This is a genomic window from Mesorhizobium sp. B2-5-7, from assembly GCF_006440875.1.
Classification (GTDB): domain Bacteria; phylum Pseudomonadota; class Alphaproteobacteria; order Rhizobiales; family Rhizobiaceae; genus Mesorhizobium; species Mesorhizobium australicum.
In genome coordinates this window covers 351,515-367,405 of the sequence record NZ_VFUO01000003.1, presented here as the reverse complement: position 1 = coordinate 367,405, position 15,891 = coordinate 351,515, and the positions used below count along the sequence as shown (strand labels likewise).

The window sequence follows — 15,891 nt, the reverse complement described above, 5'->3', positions numbered from 1 at the left end:
TTTTCCGACGACGTCATGCTCTATTTCTTTGATTCTGCCGGCTCGTTGGTGCGCCGGCCATAACGGTTGGGTCCAGGCTGCCCTGGAAACAGGCACAACACAAGGAAGGCGACGATCGAGACAACCGGCACGAACAGGATCAGCGCGGCAATGCCCGGCTTGTCGAGGTCGTGCAGCCGCTTCACCGCCAGCGCGATGTTCGACCACAGCGAGGCGATGAAGGCGATGAAGAAGATGAACGACCACATGTTGCTCTCGGCCGAACCCTCCGGCACCAGCGTGAAGCGGTACAGCGGAAACGCCTGGATGATGGCGACGAGCAACCCGCCAAGAAAATAGGCCGCGCGGCTGACGCGGCCCGAGGTCTTGAAGAAAAGCCAGTTGAGATCCGATCTTTCAGGCAAGCGGGTCCGATCCATATTGATTGGCACCCCTGGTGCCTTCGAGAATGCCGAGTTCGACCAGCAGCCAGATGCCGCCGATGACGGGTACGAAGCCTATCAGCGTCCACCAGCCCGACTTGTTGCGGTCGTGCCAGCGTTTGGCATAGAGGGCAATCGCGAAATAGATCGATGCCAGCGCGAAGAGGATGCCGATGATGCCGATCTGGGCACCGCTGGCCGTGGTGACACGCGTGCCGAGGATCGCATCTAGAATGAAAGCAATAACGCCGATAACGATAAATACGCCGATGCCAGCCCAGAACTTGCCCCGGTTGATACGGCCATCAAAGCTTGTGAGCAGATATTTCCAGTCCATGTCACCCCTCCAGTTGAACCAGCGCGGCCGATTGTCGCGCCGGCGGAAGGTGCGCCTCCCCGGCGGAAAGATCAATCGCGCAGCAATTCGTTGATCGAGGTCTTGGACCGGGTCTTGGCGTCGACCCGCTTGACGATGACGGCGCAGTAGAGACCTGGGCCCGGCTCGTTGTTTGGAAATGCCTTGCCCGGTAGCGAGCCGGCGACGACCACGGAATTCGGCGGCACCTCGCCATAGAAGATCTCGCCGGTGGCGCGGTCGACGATCTTGGTCGACTGGCCGATGAAGACGCCCATGCCCAGAACGGAGCCTTCGCGCACGATGCAGCCCTCGACCACTTCGGAACGCGCCCCGATGAAGCAATTGTCCTCGATGATGGTGGGGCCGGCCTGCATCGGCTCCAGCACGCCGCCGATGCCGACGCCGCCCGAAAGGTGGACGTTCTTGCCGATCTGGGCGCAGGAGCCGACCGAGGCCCAGGTATCGACCATGGTGCCGCTATCGACATAGGCGCCGACATTGACGAAGGACGGCATCAAAACCGCGCCCGGCGCGACATAGGCCGAACGGCGCACGATCGACGACGGCACGGCGCGGAAGCCCGCCTTCTCGAAATCGACGGCGCCCCAGCCGTCGAACTTGGACGCCACCTTGTCCCACCACACGGCCTCGCCGGGGCCGCCCTTGATGATCTCCATCGGATTGAGCCGGAAGGAGAGCAGCACCGCCTTCTTCAGCCACTGGTTGACATGCCACTTGCCGTCGGCCTGCCGCTCGGCTACGCGGGCGGTGCCGCGGTCGAGCAGGTCGAGTGCCGACTGGATGGCGTCGCGTACCTCGCCGCGGGTCGCGGTCGAAATGGCGTCGCGTTCCTCGAAGGCCCTGTCGATGGTCTTTTCGAGGCTCGCCAGATCGGGCTTCGACATGAATTTGCTCCATTACCAAGCTGTTAAGGGCTGCGCCTTAACCTGTTTAAAAGTCGCGCGGACCCTATGTTAAGGTGGAATGGGGGTCAATCGCGCCAGCGTCATGGGACGGCGCAAGTAAAGGAATGGACGGGTGGATTCGATGACTCCCATGGAAAAGGCGGGATGGACGCCGCTGCCGCACTCGGATGAGGATCTGGAGCGGTCGAAAAGCGTGCCGGACACGCCGCAAACGCGGGCCGAGACCTACCGCCTGGCCTGGAACGATCCCGACTTCATGACCCGGCGCGAGCTGCGCGCCGTCAGGCTGCAACTGGAACTGCTGAAGCCGGAAATGATCCTCGCCGAGCGCGGCATTCGTTCGACCGTGATCCTGTTCGGCGGCGCGCGCCTGCCGGAGCCCGGCGGCGAGGCCTGGGCGGCCAAGAACGAGATGCAGAAGAAGAACCTTGAGGAAAACAGCAAATATTACGAGGAGGCGCGCAAATTCGCCCGCCTCTGCTCGCAGCAGTCGGCCACGTCATATTATCGCGAATATGTGGTGGTGACCGGTGGCGGTCCGGGCGTCATGGAAGCGGGAAACCGCGGCGCCGATGATGTCGGCGCGCCGTCGATCGGGCTCAACATCGTGCTGCCGCACGAGCAGGCGCCGAACCCCTATGTGACGCCGGAGCTCTGTTTCAACTTCCACTATTTCGCCATCCGCAAGATGCACTTCGTCATGCGCGCCAAGGCCGTGGCGGTGTTTCCCGGCGGCTTCGGCACGATGGACGAGTTCTTCGAGACGCTGACGCTGATCCAGACCGGACGCATGGAGCGCGTGCCGGTGATCCTGTTCGGCAAGTCCTTCTGGAAGCGGGCGATCGACCTCGACTTCCTCGCCGAGCAGGGCACGATCAGCCCGGGCGACCAGGACATCATCGATTTCGTCGACACAGCCGACGAAGCCTGGGGCATCATCAGCCGCTTCTACAAGCTAGGGAGTGAGTGAGTGAGTAGGCAATGGGAATTAGTGAGTAGGGATTAGTCAGTAGTGAGCGAGCGAAAGGTGTGCTCCTCCACTACTCACTACTCACTACTCACTACTCACTACTCACTATTCCCGTCAAAAATTCCGCGAGATCGTCGGTGACGTAGTCGACGTCGTCTTCCTGCGCCGGGTCGCGTTCCCAGATTTCCGAGAAGGTCGGCTCGAAATTGCGCGGCACCACGAGAACCGTGGTCATGCCCAGCGACTTCGGCACGGCCAGGTTGCGGGCGAGGTCCTCGAACATCACCGCATTGTGGCCGGTGACGGCGTGCAGTTCGGCGAACTTCTCGTAGGTCTGGCGCGCCGGCTTGGGATTGAGGCCGGCAGCGACGATATCGAAAATGTCGTCGAAATGGTCGAGGATGCCAAGTTGGCGCGCGGTGCGCTCGGCATGCCTGCGGTCGCCATTGGTGAAGATGAACTTGCGGCCGGGAAGCTGGCGGATGGCGGTGCCGAGAACAGGATCGGGCACCAGCCACGAATAGTCGATGTCATGGACCTTCTCCAGAAAGTCGTCGGGATCGATGCCGTGGCGCGTCATCAGCCCGTTCAGCGTCGTGCCGTATTCGCGATAGAGCTCCTTCTGCAGCTTGCGCGCCTCCTCGCGCGGCAGCGCCAGCAGTTCCCCGACATAGGCGGTCATCTTGACGTCGATCTGCGAGAACAAATTCGAGTGATGCGGGTAGAGCGTGTTGTCGAGGTCGAACACCCAGTCGGTGACATGGGCGAAGCGGGCGGGATCGGGAAGCGTGGTCATGCGCTCCTTATGGCATGAAACAGGGATTCTGAAAGGGACTTTATCCACAACTTATGCGCGTCGAGAGTGGCGGAAATGGCCTCACGATTCAAATTTTAGCCATCCCGGAAAGGTGGCCTTCAGGGCTTGCTGGCACAGAGACAAGTCCTGTGGGGAGCCCGCGATGAACAGCATTATTCTCAAATCCGCCGCCATCGCCTTCGCCTCCGTCGCTGCCTCGCTCCTGCTGACATTGATCGTCGTCCCAGCGATGGGATTCCCGGTCACGCGCACGATCTGGCTGACGTCGACGGTCTGTCCGCTGGTCCTTGCCTGGACGGCATGCGCCGGCACGTTTTGGCAGAGCGACAGGTTGAAAAATGCCCATCGCGAATTGGCCCGTGCCCATGCCCAACTCGCCGCGGCGCACCGCCGCCTGGCGGAAAAGGCGAGCCGCGACGACATGACCGGCATGCTCAACCGGGAAAGCTTCTTTGCCGCGTTGGACGGCTCCCGGCGCAAGTCCGACCGCGGCGCGCTGCTGATCATCGACGCCGATCATTTCAAGAAGATCAATGACAATTTCGGTCACCTGACCGGGGACGACGCGCTGCTATTGATCGCCAGCGCCATCGAGCGCGGCGTGCGCAGCGGCGACGTGCTCGGCCGGATCGGCGGCGAGGAGTTCGGCGCGTTTCTGACCGGAGCCACGGAACAGGAGGCCAAGCGCGTTGCCGAACGGATCCGTCGCGAGGTCGAGCTGATCCGCTTCCGACCCGTCGATGAGCGAACCATTCCGTTGACCGTTAGCATCGGCGGCACCGTGTGCGGCGAGAATGTCAACGTATCGGACCTGATGCGCGCCGCGGACCGGCGCCTCTACCAGGCCAAGCATGCGGGCCGCAACCTGACGATCCTCGATACCGACATTTCCGAAGCCGCATGAGCGGGTTGGCCAGCACACCCGGCCGGTTAAGAAATCTCTAACCCTGTTTGCATCCGGTTGTCCGCTTGTCAGGCTTTTTACCGCCGTGAGGCCATGCTTGGCACGATACTGGCTTCCGTGACGATGCGTGTGCCGTTCGGGGAATGTCATGCGCGCATCGAAGCCCCAGCCGAGAGGCCTGTCATGAGTTTCTTGATCAAAAAAATGTCGCGCCGCACGCTCGTGCAGGCGCTGATCGCCCTGCCTGCGCTGTCCTTGTTCCGCAAGCTGCCTGATACGGCCGCCACCCATGCCGGTTCATCCCGGGCCAATCCCGACGAGATCGTCGAGGTCAATGGCTGGATCCTGAAGCGGAGCGACCTGGCATGATCTTCGACAGCTACGACGCGTATCGCGCCGCCAATTTCGCGCCAAAGGTCTGTGTACTTGGTTCCGGCCCCGCCGGCACCACGATCGCCAGGAAACTTGGCGCGGCCGGCATCCCGGTCGTGGTGCTGGAAGCCGGCTCGCGGGAATTCAGCGACGAGTCGCAGGATTTCTACCGCGGCACCACGGTCGGCGATTCCTACTTCGATCTCGATATCACGCGGTTGCGGTTCATGGGCGGCAGTTCCAATCACTGGGCCGGTTGGTGTCGCGTGCTCGACAAACAGGATTTCGAGCCGAAAGCCTGGGCACCCGACACCGGCTGGCCTATCCGGCGCGCCGACATCGAACCCTATCTTGCGGAAGTGCGCGATATCCTCGACCTTCCAGATTTCCGGCCAGATGTGCCGATCTCGGATGACATTCGCTGGGTGCAGCTGATCAAGAGCCCGGCGGTCCGGTTTGCAGAAAAGTTCGGCGACCAACTCGACCAGAGCAAAAACATCGCCGTCGTGCTCAACACCTACGCCACCGAGCTTGCCGGAGATGGCAAACGCGTGACTGGCGCCAGATTATGGTCCAACGGGCAGGACGCCGGCTCGTTCAGCGCCGACTATTTCATCGTCTGCACCGGCGGACTGGAGAATTCCCGGCTGCTTTTGTGGTCCAACCGGCGCTCCAACGGCGGCGTCGTGCCGAACGCGACGGCGCTTGGCCGCTACTGGATGGAGCATCCGACCTTCGAGGGCGGCAATGCCATCCTGGCCGACGACGGCGCGTTCGAGGTCGATGCCGTCAAGGAGGCCTTCTTCTCGCCGATGGCTGCCGCGATGGAACGGCTCAGGATCATGAATTTCGGCATCAGGCTGATCGAGACTCCCTATCCGGGCGTCAAGAGCCTGATCGCTGATCTTGCCTGTACGGCGCCGCACATGGCGGAATGGGTGTCGGGCAAGCTCGACCAGAACCTGCGTTGCGCCGCTCAGCTTTATGTCGCCTGGGAACAGGCGCCGCTGGCTTCGAACCAGATCGAGCTGTCGAAGACCGAGGTCGACCATGCCGGCGTGCCGCGCATCGAACTGCACTGGAAGAAATCGGAACTGGAACGCCGCACCCTTCTCGAAGGCTTGAGGCTGTTCGGCACGACGCTTGCCCAGAAGAACCTGGGCCGGGTGCGCATTGCCGACTGGATCTCGAAGGGCGATGATTATCCGACCAACGAAGAGACGGCGGGCCACCATCATATGGGCGGCACGCGCATGGGCACCGACGTCACCAGGAGCGTGGTGGACGCCAACTGCAAGGTGCATGGCATGGACAATCTCTATGTCGGCGGCTCTTCGGTCTTTTGCGCGTCGGGACAAGCCAACCCAACGACGACAATCACCGCGCTCGCCTGCCGGCTGGGTGAGCATCTGAGCAAGGTGATCACGGTCTGAGCGCAGTCGTCGTCCTGCTCGGATCACCACCTGTTCTGCCGACGCCAAGGATGGCGCCGGGAGAGGCTCAAAAGCCATAGAGGGCGATGCGCACCAGCACGGCGGCGACGCCGAGCTTGCCACCATTCGGCGCTTCGTCACCGCCGCGCTCGACCTGCAGCGCGACCAGCTTGTGCGGCTGAAGGCCGAGGCATCGCAGCCGCGCTGATTTTAGGCGTCAAACCTACCTAGCGGTCCGATCGGCCGAAGCGCCGTTCGAGATAGGCCTGGCCGAATTCCAGCGCGATCGACAGGATCCAGTAGATCATCGAGGCGGTGATCAGCATCTCGATATGGCGGAACTCCGTCTGGCCCATCGTGCGGGCGAGATACATGATCTCCCAGACGCCGACGACCGACACCAGCGAGGAATCCTTCAGCATGGCGATGAACTGGTTGCCGGTCGGCGGGATGATGACGCGCATGGCCTGCGGCAGGATGACCAGCGCCATGGTCTGGCCGGGGCTCAGGCCGAGCGCCGTGGCGCCTTCGCTTTGGCCGCGCGGGATGCTTTCGATGCCGGCGCGGAAGATCTCGGTCATGTAGGCGCCATAACACAGCGACAACGCAACGATGCCGGCCGGCACCGCGCCGATCACATAGCCGACCTGCGGCAGGCCGAGATAGATGATGTAGATCTGCATCAGCAACGGCAGGCCGCGAAACAGCGACGTGTAGAAGGTGGCCAGCCCGTAGACGATGCCGTTGCCGGTCAGTTTGGCGATGGCCCCGATAAGCGCGATGGTCGTTGCGATGAGAATCGAGATCGCCGAAATGTAAAGCGTCGTGGTGACGCCCTGGGTGATCAGGAAGCCAACCTTCCTGGCAATGAAGGCAAAGGAGAGGTCGAAGGAATAGAAGAACAGCATCAGCAGCGCGAACAGCTCGATCCAGACGCCGGCGATCTGCTGGCGTCGGGGCATGAGCAGCAGCAGCTTGCAGTTCACCAGAACCAGGAGCGCGATCAACACGGCCGAGAGGGCGCGCGACAAGGCTGGATTGGCCTGCAACCAGTCGGATGCAAGCGGCATCACCGAGCCGATCCAGCTCGACTTGATGCCCATGGCGTAGAGGGCCGCGGCCAGCAGCGCGGGAAAAAGCGCGGCCGCCGCGTGGCGGGCAAGCCCTGGATGGGAGAGCATCAGCCTGCCGATCATGCCGTCACCTTGTCCTTGGTGGTGGCGCGGCGTTCCCGCCACCAGTCCTGCGCCTGCAATTTCCAGTAGGTGAGCTGCGCGGCGGCCAGGCCACCGGCGCCGCCGGCCCAGCTCAGTCCGAATGGCGCGAACTGCCGATACCGGTCCGAAGCGCCCAGAATGCCCTCGGCGACTACTTTTCCGGCAATCGCCGTGGTGTTGAGGCCATGGCCACCAAAAGCGGTGCAGTACCAGACGCCCGATTGCAGCTCCCCGATCTGGGGCATCAGATGCCGGGCATAGGACATCAGCCCCGACCAGGCCAATTCGGTCTTGAGGCCGGCGAGCTGCGGGTAGGTGCCGACCATTTCACGGCGCAATTCTCGCGCCAGCGCGTCGGCGGAAGCGGCACGCGTGGTGATGCGCCCGCCCCACAAAAGGCGATTGCCGCTCTCTACCAGACGATAATAGTCGCCGGCCCGCCTGTTGTCGCCGACGGCATCGGTGGTGGCGACGGCTTGCGCGATGAGGCGGGGAGCCGCCTCGGAAACCATCACATAGGTCGCGATGGGCAGAAAGGCGCGGTAGAGCTGGCCGAACACCGGGCCGGTATAGCCGCCGGTCGCGAGCACGATCTGGGGCGCCCGAAGCGTGCCCTGGCTCGTGCGCAGCATCTTTTGCGGTCCCGACAGGTCGCATTGCACGACCTCGGAACTCTCATGGATCTTGCCGCCCAGCCGCTCGATCTCGTCGGCCAGGCAACGCAGATAGTTGAGCGGATGGATGTGAAAGGCGTTCGGGTCGCGCAGGCCTTGGTGGTAGCGAGCAGACTTCAGCACCGCGCGCACGTCTTCGCCGCGCAGATATTGAAGCTCGTAACCGTGGTCGCGTGCCATCTGGTCGGCATAGGCCTTCAGCGCATCGCCGCCGTCGTAGCGCAAGACGCTGAGCAGGCCGGCACGCGGCTGGGCGGCCGATATTCCGAGCGCTTCGATGGTGTCGCGCACGAATTCCATGCCTTCGATCGACAGCCGGTGCAGATCGCGCGCTGCCTCCCCGCCGACACGTGCGGCGATAGTGTCGCCGCCGGTGGCGAAGCCGGGCGTGACGAAGCCGCCATTGCGTCCCGAAGCGCCGAAACCGGCGACCTGGGCTTCCAGCACGACGACGTGCAATCCGGCGCGCGCCAGCTGCAGCGCTGTCGTCAGCCCGGCCAATCCGGCGCCGACGACGGCCACGTCACATCGCGTCTCGCCTTTGAGCGGGGGCCGCGTCTTCCGGTCGGTCAGGGTGCGGGCGTAATAGGTGTCCGGATAGGCCATCGACGACTTTGCAGTGAGGGGCATTCATGAGGTGGGGTGACGCCCGCCGGCTGCCGAGGAGGCAGCCGGCGGAATGACATTACTTGGCGCTGTAGTCCTTGCCGTACCACTTCGTGGTCAGCGCGGCGAGCGTGCCGTCCGTCTTCATCTCGGTGATGATGCCGCCGACCTTCGCGGTCCACTCGGGATCCTTCTTCTCGGCGATGACGACGAGCGGCTCGCGGAAGGCGTACTCGCCTTCCAGGATCTTTACGGGATAGCCGTTCTTGATGGCATTCTGCGCCGTCTGTTCCGGCGCGATCACGGCATTCAGGCGCACGCCGTCGCCAAGCCGCAGGTCATCGAAGGGAAGCATGGAATCCGCGTAGGTGCGGATCTCGCCCGGCTCGAGCTTGTATTCGATGGGAGCCAGGCCAGGCGCGTCGATTTCGAGCTTGCGGCGGATGAAATCCTCCGAGGTGGTGGCAGTCTCGACGCCGATGATCTTGCCGTTGAGATCGGCGACCGACTTCGCGCCGCTGTCCTTGTGCAGGACATAGACGTAGGGGCTGTAATAATAGATGCCGACAAAGTCGATCACCTTGGAGCGGGCTTTTGTCGGCGTGACCGATCCGACGCCAAGGTCGTAGCGTCCCTGCCAGCGCCCGCCGGTCAGCGTCGCCCAGTCGGGCGTTTCGAACGAGACCTCGACGCCAAGCCGCTTGCCGATCTCGCGCGAGACATCGATGTCGAAACCGGCGAGTTCGTTGCTGTCGTTGAGAAAGCTCTGTGGCGGCCAGGCCGCGTTGGTGGCGATGACCATCGCCTTTTTCGACGTGACGCGGTCCAGGGTTTCACCGGCCATGGCTGCCGTCGTGATGGCGAATGTCGCGGCGGCAAGAACGGCTAAATTGAGCAGTTTTTTCAAAGTTATCCCTCCCTTGTGGTTGAACTGACAGGTTGAGTGGCCGACGTCGAACCTCAGCGCTTCAGCTGCAGGTTCAACCGGATCGGTTTCGGACTTTGCCCATCACAGCCGAAGCTGATTCCCCCTGACGGACCGGCGTTCGTGACCCCAGACAGTCAGGTCGCAAAAAGAAGGGTTCCACCCGGCGAAATGCGGGATATTGGCGATCGCGCAGTCATTGCGTCCCTTGGGATGACAAAGTGCCGGATAGTTGGCCTTGTTCCGTTCGCCGCTGCCAGTATTGCGGATTGTCGCGGGGGCTGTTCAGCCGATAGGATCGCGCGGTGGTTACTAAGCGGATCGAGCGAGAGGTTTTGTTTGTGGAATTGACCGAGAAGGATCGTCAGTTGCTCGCGCTGATGCAGAAGAACGCGCGGGAGCCAGTCGCGTCACTGGCACGACAGCTCGGCGTGTCGCGGACAGCGCTGCAGGAGCGGATCCAGAAGCTGGAGGCCGGCGGCATCATCGAAGGCTATACCGTGCGGCTGGCCAAGACGGTGGCCCAGAACGCCGTCCACTGTTTCACCCTCGCCTCCCTGAACAACAAGAGTTATCCGGACGTCTCCAGAAGGATCAAGGCGATGCCCTCGATCCAGGCGGTCTATGCCATAACCGGTGAATGGGATCTGATCATCCACCTTGCCGCCGAGACGCTCGAGAAGCTGAACCGGGAGGTGAATGCCCTGAATGAAATCAGCGGCGTCGTCAAAACCGCTTCCCACGTGGTGATGGAGACGAAGTTCAACCGGACCATCTACGCTCTGTAGGAATGGCGGAATGTCCCGGCGGCCGGCCGTTCCACTGGAACTTGTCGATCTGGTAGCCGGTGCGCATCACTGTTTGCGGGTCGAAAGGCACATGGTGGTGTCCTCGACCCCTGCAAACGTGGGCAGGGGACGCGACTAGTTCGGCTGGACTCCGTAGACGGCCAGAAATGCCTCCACCGAGGCATCCGCGTGGCGTTCCAGTTCGGCCTTGGAGCGCCGGTTGCCTCCCGTGAACATGGCTTCATTCATGGGGATCCAAAGAAGCATTCCAAAAAGATGGCTGGCTGCCAGATAGGGATCACTTGCTTGTATCAGTCCTCGACTGGTGAGTTTTTGAAAGCAGGACGCCGTCGAGGCAAGCATGCGCTCAAACCCCTTTTCGTACCAAGCGCGGCCAAGCTGCGGCATTCGATCCGCGTTGGCGATGATCAAGCGCCGCAGCTTCAACAACTCTTCATCCATGAGAACCGCTATCAGGCGTCGGGCAAGCTGCTGCAGGCCGCCTTCCATGAATTTCGCCTCGGAAAGCAGCGTCGTCACTGACTCGATGATGTCATTGACCTGGGTAGCGGTTGACAGAACGACTTCGCCAAACAGCGTCTCCTTGTCGGTGAAATGCTTGTAGACGGTCTGCTTGGAGGCCCCCGCCTTGGTGGCGATTTCCTCCATGCTGGTCCCGTCATATCCCTTGCTGGTGAACGCCGCCGTGGCCGCCTGGATGATCTCACGATCCTTGCGAGCCGATCTGGTCTCACCGTCGATTTTCATGGCGCCCTCTTAACCAGTACTAGACGGTACCGTTCTCTTGTGGTAGCCCCATGAAACGGTACTGGACTGACTAGTACCTGTCAACGAAGGCAAGGCTTAGACCGATGACTAAGATGATCTTCATAAATCTGCCGGTGCGGGATCTGCAGGCAGCGACCAATTTCTATCTCGCGATCGGGGGCACGCTCAATCCGCAGTTCTCGAACGACCAGGCCAGTTCGGTCATGTTTTCCGACGCGATCGGGGTGATGTTGCTGACGCACCAGCATTACGGCCAGTTCACAACCCGCCAGATCGGCGACGCCAGGCGTGACAGCCAGATGCTGATCGCACTCACCGCGAGCAGCAAGGACGAGGTCAATGCCACGATCGAGAAGGGCGTCGCGGCCGGCGGCCGCGCCGATCCCAACCCCGCTCAGGATCTCGGCTTCATGTTCAACCGCCACATCGAAGACCCTGACGGCAACGTCTGGGAGCTCCTGTGGATGAACCCCGCTGCCATGCAATAGCCCAGCGCGATCAAAGCGTCCAAAGCGCGTCGCGTTGAGACAGATTCATGCGACGCGCTTTATGTTTTAGACCGTCGCCGGGTCGAGCGCCGGCTGGCTCTTGCGGCGCGCGACGATCGCTTCGAAATCCGCCGTCTGGAAGGCATCGCGCAAGGCGTCGAAGGACGGCAACACGAAATAGGCGCGCTGGAACTTGTCGATCTCGTAGCCGGTGCGCATCACCGTTTCCAGGTCGAACGGTACATGGTGGGCGTCCTTGCTCTCGACAGCGAACTGCAACTCGGTGAACGACGACATCAGACCGGCGCCAAACGCCTTCAGCTTCTGGCCGTTCTCCTGCATCAGGCCATATTCGGCCGTGTACCAGTAGAGCCGGGTGATCATCTCGTCGCCGCCCAGCGCAATGATGTCGCCGGCCTTCTTGCCATACATCTGCATGAAATCGGCAAACACCGGCTGCGAGAGAACCGGCACATGGCCGAAGAAGTCATGGAACATGTCCGGCTCGACGACGTAGTCGAGTTCCTGCTTGGTCCGCAGCCAGTTGGTGACCGGGAAGCGGCGGTTGGCGAGGTGGTCGAAGAACGGTGCGGCCGGGATGAGGCCCGGCACGGCGACGATTTCCCAGCCGGTCAGCTTGCGCAGTTTGGTGCTGACGTCCTCGAAATCGGGGATGCAGTCGAGCAGGCCGAGCTTCTCGACGCCGTCGAGATAGGAGTGATGGGCGAGCTTTTGCGTCAGCTTGGTCTGGCGGTCGCACAGCGTGCGCCACACCGCCTGCTCCTCGGTCGAATAGTCATAAGCCTGCGCCACGGTGAAATCCGCGCGGCACACCGAATAGTCCCCGCGCAACCCTTGCGCCGCGCAGTCGCGGGCGTATTCGGCAACGCTCATCGTCGTCATGGGTTTTCTCCTCGCATCAATGGTTGACGTGCCGCAAGGCTAACCCGATCTGCCGAGGCAATTCGGTTTTGATGGTGGCTCCTCCGCCACATTCGAGATATCATTCACTCACAATTCGCATCGGATGAGTGAAAATGCCTCAATTCGACGATTTCGAGATCAAGATGCTGGATGTCCTGCAACGCAACGGTCGCAAACCCGTTTCCGAGCTGGCGCAGGAGGTCGGCCTCTCCACCACGCCCTGCGCCCGGCGCTTCGAGGCGCTGCAGGAAGCCGGCATCATCAAGGGCTTTGCCGCGGTGATCAGCCGCCGCGCCGTCGGCCTGATGGTCGAGGTATTCATCCAGGTGCGCCTCGTCAGCCACAGCGACGGCTCGCCCGAGAGCTTCATTGCCGCCGTTCAGCGCATGGACGAGGTTTCGTCGTGCTGGACCATGACCGGCGACCACGACTTTTTGCTGCATGTCATGGTGCCATCGGTCGACGAGCTCAACGCCTTCGTCATGCATAGGCTGATGCGGCTCGACGGCGTGCGCGACGTCCACACGCAACTGGTGCTGCAGAACATCAAGGGACCCGGCCACGTGCCGCTCGCCCATCTCAGGCGGTGATGCGCATCCGCGTTTCTGCGGAAAAGCTGCAAGCAAACTGCTGAGCTCGGCCCTTTCGGTGGCCAGCTCTACAACCAGCATGCACGGACCATTCCTCCCGGAGGTCCGCCATGAAAATCGTCCTGATCAATCCGCCGCACACCGCCATCGGCAGCCGCGTGCCCGACGATCACTTGCCGCCGCTTGGCCTGCTGGCGATCGGCGGCCCGCTGCTCGATGCCGGTCATCAGGTGCGGCTCGTCGATGCCGAGTTCGGGCCGATGCCGCTCGCCTCGGTTGTCGCGGAAGCCCTGAAGGACTGTCCCGACTTCGTTCTGATCGGCCATTCCGGCTCGACCTCGGCACATCCGACCGCCTTGTTGATCGCCGGGATGGTCAAGGCGCGCGCGCCGGCGACGATCATCCTCTATGGCGGCGTCTTCCCCACCTATCACTGGCGCGACATCCTGGCGTCAACCGACGCCTTCGACTTCATCGTGCGCGGCGAGGGCGAGGCGACCGTGGTGGCGCTGGTCGAGGCGCTGGAGATGCGCCAGCCGCCGGCAAGCGTTGCCGGCATCGCCTGCCGCGACGATCTTGACCGTCCCTTCGCTACGCAAGCGGCGATGACCATCGCCGACCTCGACGCCTACCGCGTCGGCTGGGAGCTGATCGACCACCGCGGATACAGCTACTGGGGAGGCAAGCGTGCGGTGGTCATGCAGTTTTCGCGCGGCTGCCCGCATCTGTGCAATTATTGCGGCCAGCGTGGCTTCTGGACCCGCTGGCGGCATCGCGACCCAGTCAAGTTCGCCAAGGAGATCGCCTGGCTGCACCGCGAGCATGGCGTCGAACTGATCAACCTGGCGGATGAAAATCCGACGGTTTCTAAAAAGGCCTGGCGCGCCTTTCTCGAAGCCTTGATTGCCGAGAACGTGGCGGTGCTGATCGTCGGCTCGACCCGCGCCGACGATATCGTGCGCGATGCCGATATGCTGCACCTCTACCGCCAGGCCGGTGTCATCCGCTGGCTGCTCGGCATGGAAAACACCGACGAGCAGACGCTGCAATTGATCCGCAAGGGCGGCAGTACCTCGTCCGATCGTGAAGCGATACGGCTGCTGCGGAAGCACGGCATCCTGTCCATGGCAACCTGGGTCGCCGGCTTCGAGGATGAGGGATTTCGCGATCTGTGGCGCGGCTTTCGCCAGCTCCTCGCCTATGACCCCGACCAGATCCAGGCGCTCTATGTGACGCCGCATCGCTGGACGCCGTTTTTCCGCATCGCGCGGGATCGCAAGGTCATCCAGAGGGATGCCCGCCTGTGGGATTACAAGCACCAGGTGCTGCAGATGACCCGGCTGAAGCCGTGGATGCTGTTCTTCTCGGTCAAGCTGATTGAGCTCGCCGTGCAGTCGAGGCCGAAGGCGCTGGCGCGCATCCTGTTCCACCCCGATCCCGAGCAGCGGCATTCGATGCGCTGGTACACGCAGATGGGCCGCCGCGTCTGGTTCCGCGAGATCTGGAGTTTTCTGGTGACCGACCGCCGGGTGAAAGGCGGCCCGACGCTCGCCGAATTCTGGGGCGCACCGCAGGACACCGAGGAGGAATCGATGGTTGTCCGGCGGCCAGGTACAAAGCCGGAGCTTCCCGCAGCCGTAAATCGCGGCCCGTCAGGCAGAAGATTAGCCGGCTGACAAGAGCATTATGGCACGATCAGTGTGCCGGCGCCGTGTTCGGTGAACAGTTCGAGCAGCACCGAATGCGGCGTCTTGCCGTTGAGGATGACGACGCCTTCGACGCCACGCTCGATCGCCTCGATGCAGGTCTCGACCTTGGGGATCATGCCGCCGGAAACCGTGCCGTCCTTGATCAGCGCCTTGGCCTCGGCGACCGTCAACTCGTCGATCAGCTTCTTGTCCTTGTCGAGCACGCCAGGCACGTCGGTGAGGAACAGCAGGCGCGAGGCCTTGCATGCGCCGGCGATGGCGCCGGCGAAAGTGTCGGCGTTGATGTTGTAGGTATGGCCATCGCGGCCGGGCGCGACCGGCGCCAGCACGGGGATCATTTCGGAGCGCGCCAGAAGGTCGAGCAGCGTGCGGTCGACCTCGACCGGCTCGCCGACGAAGCCGAGATCGAGCACGCGCTCGATGTTGGAATCGGGGTCGATCATCGTCTTGCGCGCCTTTTCGGCGAACACCATATTGCCGTCCTTGCCGCACAGGCCGATCGCCCATTCGCCCTCGGCGTTGATCAGCGCGACGATCTCCTTGTTGATCGACCCGGCCAGCACCATCTCGACGATCTCGACCGTCTTCTGGTCGGTGACGCGCAAGCCGCCCTCGAACTTGGATTCGATGCCCATCTTGGCCAGCATGGCGCCGATCTGCGGTCCGCCGCCATGGACGACGATTGGGTTGACGCCGGACTGCTTGAGCAGCGCGATGTCGCGGGCGAAGGCCTTGCCGAGTTCGAGATCGCCCATGGCATGGCCGCCATATTTCACCACGACCGTCTTGTGCTCGTAGCGCTGCATGTAGGGCAGCGCGCGCGACAAGAGGGCGGCCTGCATTTCGGCGGTGGCGGCGACGTCCGTCATCAGCGTGGTTCCCTGGTATTTGGTTTTATGCATGTCGTTGTCCCAAACCGCTGGGCACATTTGGGCGACATGCATCAGGTAAGGACGGCGGCGTCTTAGCCGGAATTGAC

Annotated in this window: 18 protein-coding genes; 8 read left to right on the top strand and 10 right to left on the bottom strand. The window is 62.5% G+C overall.

Going from position 1 to position 15,891, the window contains the following annotated elements; translation table 11 throughout:
* Window positions 1-20: 20 nt before the first annotated feature.
* The 3 genes from FJ543_RS15620 to dapD all read right to left on the bottom strand — a co-directional run bounded on the left by FJ543_RS15620 (window position 21) and on the right by dapD (window position 1,685).
* Entirely contained in the window at window positions 21-404 is a 384-nt protein-coding gene (locus tag FJ543_RS15620) for a DUF805 domain-containing protein (RefSeq protein WP_027143826.1), read from the bottom strand.
* On the bottom strand, window positions 397-759 hold the full coding sequence (locus FJ543_RS15615; protein WP_140789931.1) for a DUF805 domain-containing protein: 363 nt from the start codon (window positions 757-759) through the stop codon (window positions 397-399). The genes FJ543_RS15620 and FJ543_RS15615 overlap by 8 nt, the downstream gene beginning before the upstream one ends.
* A 71-nt stretch (window positions 760-830) precedes the next feature.
* Window positions 831-1,685, bottom strand: a complete 855-nt coding sequence (dapD, locus tag FJ543_RS15610) for a 2,3,4,5-tetrahydropyridine-2,6-dicarboxylate N-succinyltransferase (protein ID WP_015314427.1) — start codon at window positions 1,683-1,685, stop codon at window positions 831-833.
* A 142-nt stretch (window positions 1,686-1,827) separates the two neighbouring features.
* Here dapD and FJ543_RS15605 point away from each other — a divergent pair, with 142 nt between their 5' ends.
* Window positions 1,828-2,676 carry an LOG family protein gene (locus tag FJ543_RS15605; protein ID WP_015314426.1) on the top strand — a complete coding sequence of 283 codons (849 nt, stop codon included), beginning with the start codon at window positions 1,828-1,830 and terminating at the stop codon, window positions 2,674-2,676.
* A 91-nt stretch (window positions 2,677-2,767) separates the two neighbouring features.
* On the opposite strand, the gene FJ543_RS15600 is transcribed toward FJ543_RS15605, so the two are convergent.
* Window positions 2,768-3,472 carry a pyrimidine 5'-nucleotidase gene (locus FJ543_RS15600; protein ID WP_015314425.1) on the bottom strand — a complete coding sequence of 235 codons (705 nt, stop codon included), beginning with the start codon at window positions 3,470-3,472 and terminating at the stop codon, window positions 2,768-2,770.
* Between the two features lie 163 nt (window positions 3,473-3,635).
* Here FJ543_RS15600 and FJ543_RS15595 point away from each other — a divergent pair, with 163 nt between their 5' ends.
* The 3 genes from FJ543_RS15595 to FJ543_RS15585 all read left to right on the top strand — a co-directional run bounded on the left by FJ543_RS15595 (window position 3,636) and on the right by FJ543_RS15585 (window position 6,202).
* Window positions 3,636-4,397 (top strand): GGDEF domain-containing protein, encoded by a 762-nt coding sequence (locus tag FJ543_RS15595; RefSeq protein ID WP_140876188.1) that lies wholly within the window; start codon window positions 3,636-3,638, stop codon window positions 4,395-4,397.
* A 183-nt stretch (window positions 4,398-4,580) separates the two neighbouring features.
* Window positions 4,581-4,766 (top strand): hypothetical protein, encoded by a 186-nt coding sequence (locus tag FJ543_RS15590; protein WP_140789929.1) that lies wholly within the window; start codon window positions 4,581-4,583, stop codon window positions 4,764-4,766.
* Complete coding sequence (locus FJ543_RS15585; RefSeq protein WP_140875820.1) at window positions 4,763-6,202, top strand: GMC family oxidoreductase; 1,440 nt, start codon at window positions 4,763-4,765, stop codon at window positions 6,200-6,202. Before FJ543_RS15590 ends, FJ543_RS15585 begins: the two co-directional genes overlap by 4 nt.
* A gap of 227 nt (window positions 6,203-6,429) precedes the next feature.
* On the opposite strand, the gene FJ543_RS15575 is transcribed toward FJ543_RS15585, so the two are convergent.
* The 3 genes from FJ543_RS15575 to FJ543_RS15565 all read right to left on the bottom strand — a co-directional run bounded on the left by FJ543_RS15575 (window position 6,430) and on the right by FJ543_RS15565 (window position 9,543).
* Complete coding sequence (locus tag FJ543_RS15575) at window positions 6,430-7,398, bottom strand: amino acid ABC transporter permease (protein ID WP_015314419.1); 969 nt, start codon at window positions 7,396-7,398, stop codon at window positions 6,430-6,432.
* Window positions 7,395-8,699 (bottom strand): FAD-binding oxidoreductase, encoded by a 1,305-nt coding sequence (locus tag FJ543_RS15570; RefSeq protein WP_140875818.1) that lies wholly within the window; start codon window positions 8,697-8,699, stop codon window positions 7,395-7,397. The genes FJ543_RS15575 and FJ543_RS15570 overlap by 4 nt, the downstream gene beginning before the upstream one ends.
* A 79-nt stretch (window positions 8,700-8,778) precedes the next feature.
* Window positions 8,779-9,543: a transporter substrate-binding domain-containing protein gene (locus FJ543_RS15565; protein ID WP_083883137.1), complete on the bottom strand. Its 765-nt coding sequence runs from the start codon at window positions 9,541-9,543 to the stop codon at window positions 8,779-8,781.
* Window positions 9,544-9,965: 422 nt separating this feature from the next.
* Here FJ543_RS15565 and FJ543_RS15560 point away from each other — a divergent pair, with 422 nt between their 5' ends.
* A complete protein-coding gene (locus tag FJ543_RS15560) occupies window positions 9,966-10,412 on the top strand; it encodes an Lrp/AsnC family transcriptional regulator (protein WP_224525312.1) in 447 nt (148 codons plus the stop codon).
* 135 nt (window positions 10,413-10,547) lie between these two features.
* Here FJ543_RS15560 and FJ543_RS15555 read toward each other — a convergent pair whose 3' ends face one another.
* A complete protein-coding gene (locus tag FJ543_RS15555) occupies window positions 10,548-11,180 on the bottom strand; it encodes a TetR/AcrR family transcriptional regulator (protein ID WP_140875816.1) in 633 nt (210 codons plus the stop codon).
* 104 nt (window positions 11,181-11,284) lie between these two features.
* Between FJ543_RS15555 and FJ543_RS15550 the strand changes: the two genes are divergently transcribed.
* Complete coding sequence (locus FJ543_RS15550) at window positions 11,285-11,689, top strand: VOC family protein (protein WP_015314414.1); 405 nt, start codon at window positions 11,285-11,287, stop codon at window positions 11,687-11,689.
* 66 nt (window positions 11,690-11,755) lie between these two features.
* On the opposite strand, the gene phhA is transcribed toward FJ543_RS15550, so the two are convergent.
* Window positions 11,756-12,592, bottom strand: a complete 837-nt coding sequence (gene phhA / locus FJ543_RS15545) for a phenylalanine 4-monooxygenase (RefSeq protein ID WP_140615206.1) — start codon at window positions 12,590-12,592, stop codon at window positions 11,756-11,758.
* A 134-nt stretch (window positions 12,593-12,726) separates the two neighbouring features.
* Between phhA and FJ543_RS15540 the strand changes: the two genes are divergently transcribed.
* Window positions 12,727-13,203: an Lrp/AsnC family transcriptional regulator gene (locus FJ543_RS15540; protein ID WP_015314412.1), complete on the top strand. Its 477-nt coding sequence runs from the start codon at window positions 12,727-12,729 to the stop codon at window positions 13,201-13,203.
* Window positions 13,204-13,313: 110 nt separating this feature from the next.
* Window positions 13,314-14,879 (top strand): magnesium-protoporphyrin IX monomethyl ester anaerobic oxidative cyclase, encoded by a 1,566-nt coding sequence (gene bchE / locus FJ543_RS15535; RefSeq protein WP_140875814.1) that lies wholly within the window; start codon window positions 13,314-13,316, stop codon window positions 14,877-14,879.
* 8 nt (window positions 14,880-14,887) lie between these two features.
* Here bchE and argB read toward each other — a convergent pair whose 3' ends face one another.
* Window positions 14,888-15,781: an acetylglutamate kinase gene (gene argB, locus FJ543_RS15530; protein ID WP_023772298.1), complete on the bottom strand. Its 894-nt coding sequence runs from the start codon at window positions 15,779-15,781 to the stop codon at window positions 14,888-14,890.
* Window positions 15,782-15,891: the final 110 nt, after the last annotated feature.

Excerpts from the sequence above, each read along its gene's own strand:
- FJ543_RS15615 (WP_140789931.1), bottom strand. The coding sequence starts at position 759 with ATGGACTGGAAATATCTGCTCACAAGCTTTGATGGCCGTATCAACCGG.
- dapD (WP_015314427.1), bottom strand. The coding sequence starts at position 1,685 with ATGTCGAAGCCCGATCTGGCGAGCCTCGAAAAGACCATCGACAGGGCC.
- FJ543_RS15605 (WP_015314426.1), top strand. The coding sequence starts at position 1,828 with ATGACTCCCATGGAAAAGGCGGGATGGACGCCGCTGCCGCACTCGGAT.
- FJ543_RS15600 (WP_015314425.1), bottom strand. The coding sequence starts at position 3,472 with ATGACCACGCTTCCCGATCCCGCCCGCTTCGCCCATGTCACCGACTGG.
- FJ543_RS15595 (WP_140876188.1), top strand. The coding sequence starts at position 3,636 with ATGAACAGCATTATTCTCAAATCCGCCGCCATCGCCTTCGCCTCCGTC.
- FJ543_RS15590 (WP_140789929.1), top strand. The coding sequence starts at position 4,581 with ATGAGTTTCTTGATCAAAAAAATGTCGCGCCGCACGCTCGTGCAGGCG.
- FJ543_RS15585 (WP_140875820.1), top strand. The coding sequence starts at position 4,763 with ATGATCTTCGACAGCTACGACGCGTATCGCGCCGCCAATTTCGCGCCA.
- FJ543_RS15575 (WP_015314419.1), bottom strand. The coding sequence starts at position 7,398 with ATGATCGGCAGGCTGATGCTCTCCCATCCAGGGCTTGCCCGCCACGCG.
- FJ543_RS15570 (WP_140875818.1), bottom strand. The coding sequence starts at position 8,699 with ATGGCCTATCCGGACACCTATTACGCCCGCACCCTGACCGACCGGAAG.
- FJ543_RS15565 (WP_083883137.1), bottom strand. The coding sequence starts at position 9,543 with ATGGCCGGTGAAACCCTGGACCGCGTCACGTCGAAAAAGGCGATGGTC.
- FJ543_RS15555 (WP_140875816.1), bottom strand. The coding sequence starts at position 11,180 with ATGAAAATCGACGGTGAGACCAGATCGGCTCGCAAGGATCGTGAGATC.
- FJ543_RS15550 (WP_015314414.1), top strand. The coding sequence starts at position 11,285 with ATGACTAAGATGATCTTCATAAATCTGCCGGTGCGGGATCTGCAGGCA.
- phhA (WP_140615206.1), bottom strand. The coding sequence starts at position 12,592 with ATGACGACGATGAGCGTTGCCGAATACGCCCGCGACTGCGCGGCGCAA.
- FJ543_RS15540 (WP_015314412.1), top strand. The coding sequence starts at position 12,727 with ATGCCTCAATTCGACGATTTCGAGATCAAGATGCTGGATGTCCTGCAA.
- bchE (WP_140875814.1), top strand. The coding sequence starts at position 13,314 with ATGAAAATCGTCCTGATCAATCCGCCGCACACCGCCATCGGCAGCCGC.
- argB (WP_023772298.1), bottom strand. The coding sequence starts at position 15,781 with ATGACGGACGTCGCCGCCACCGCCGAAATGCAGGCCGCCCTCTTGTCG.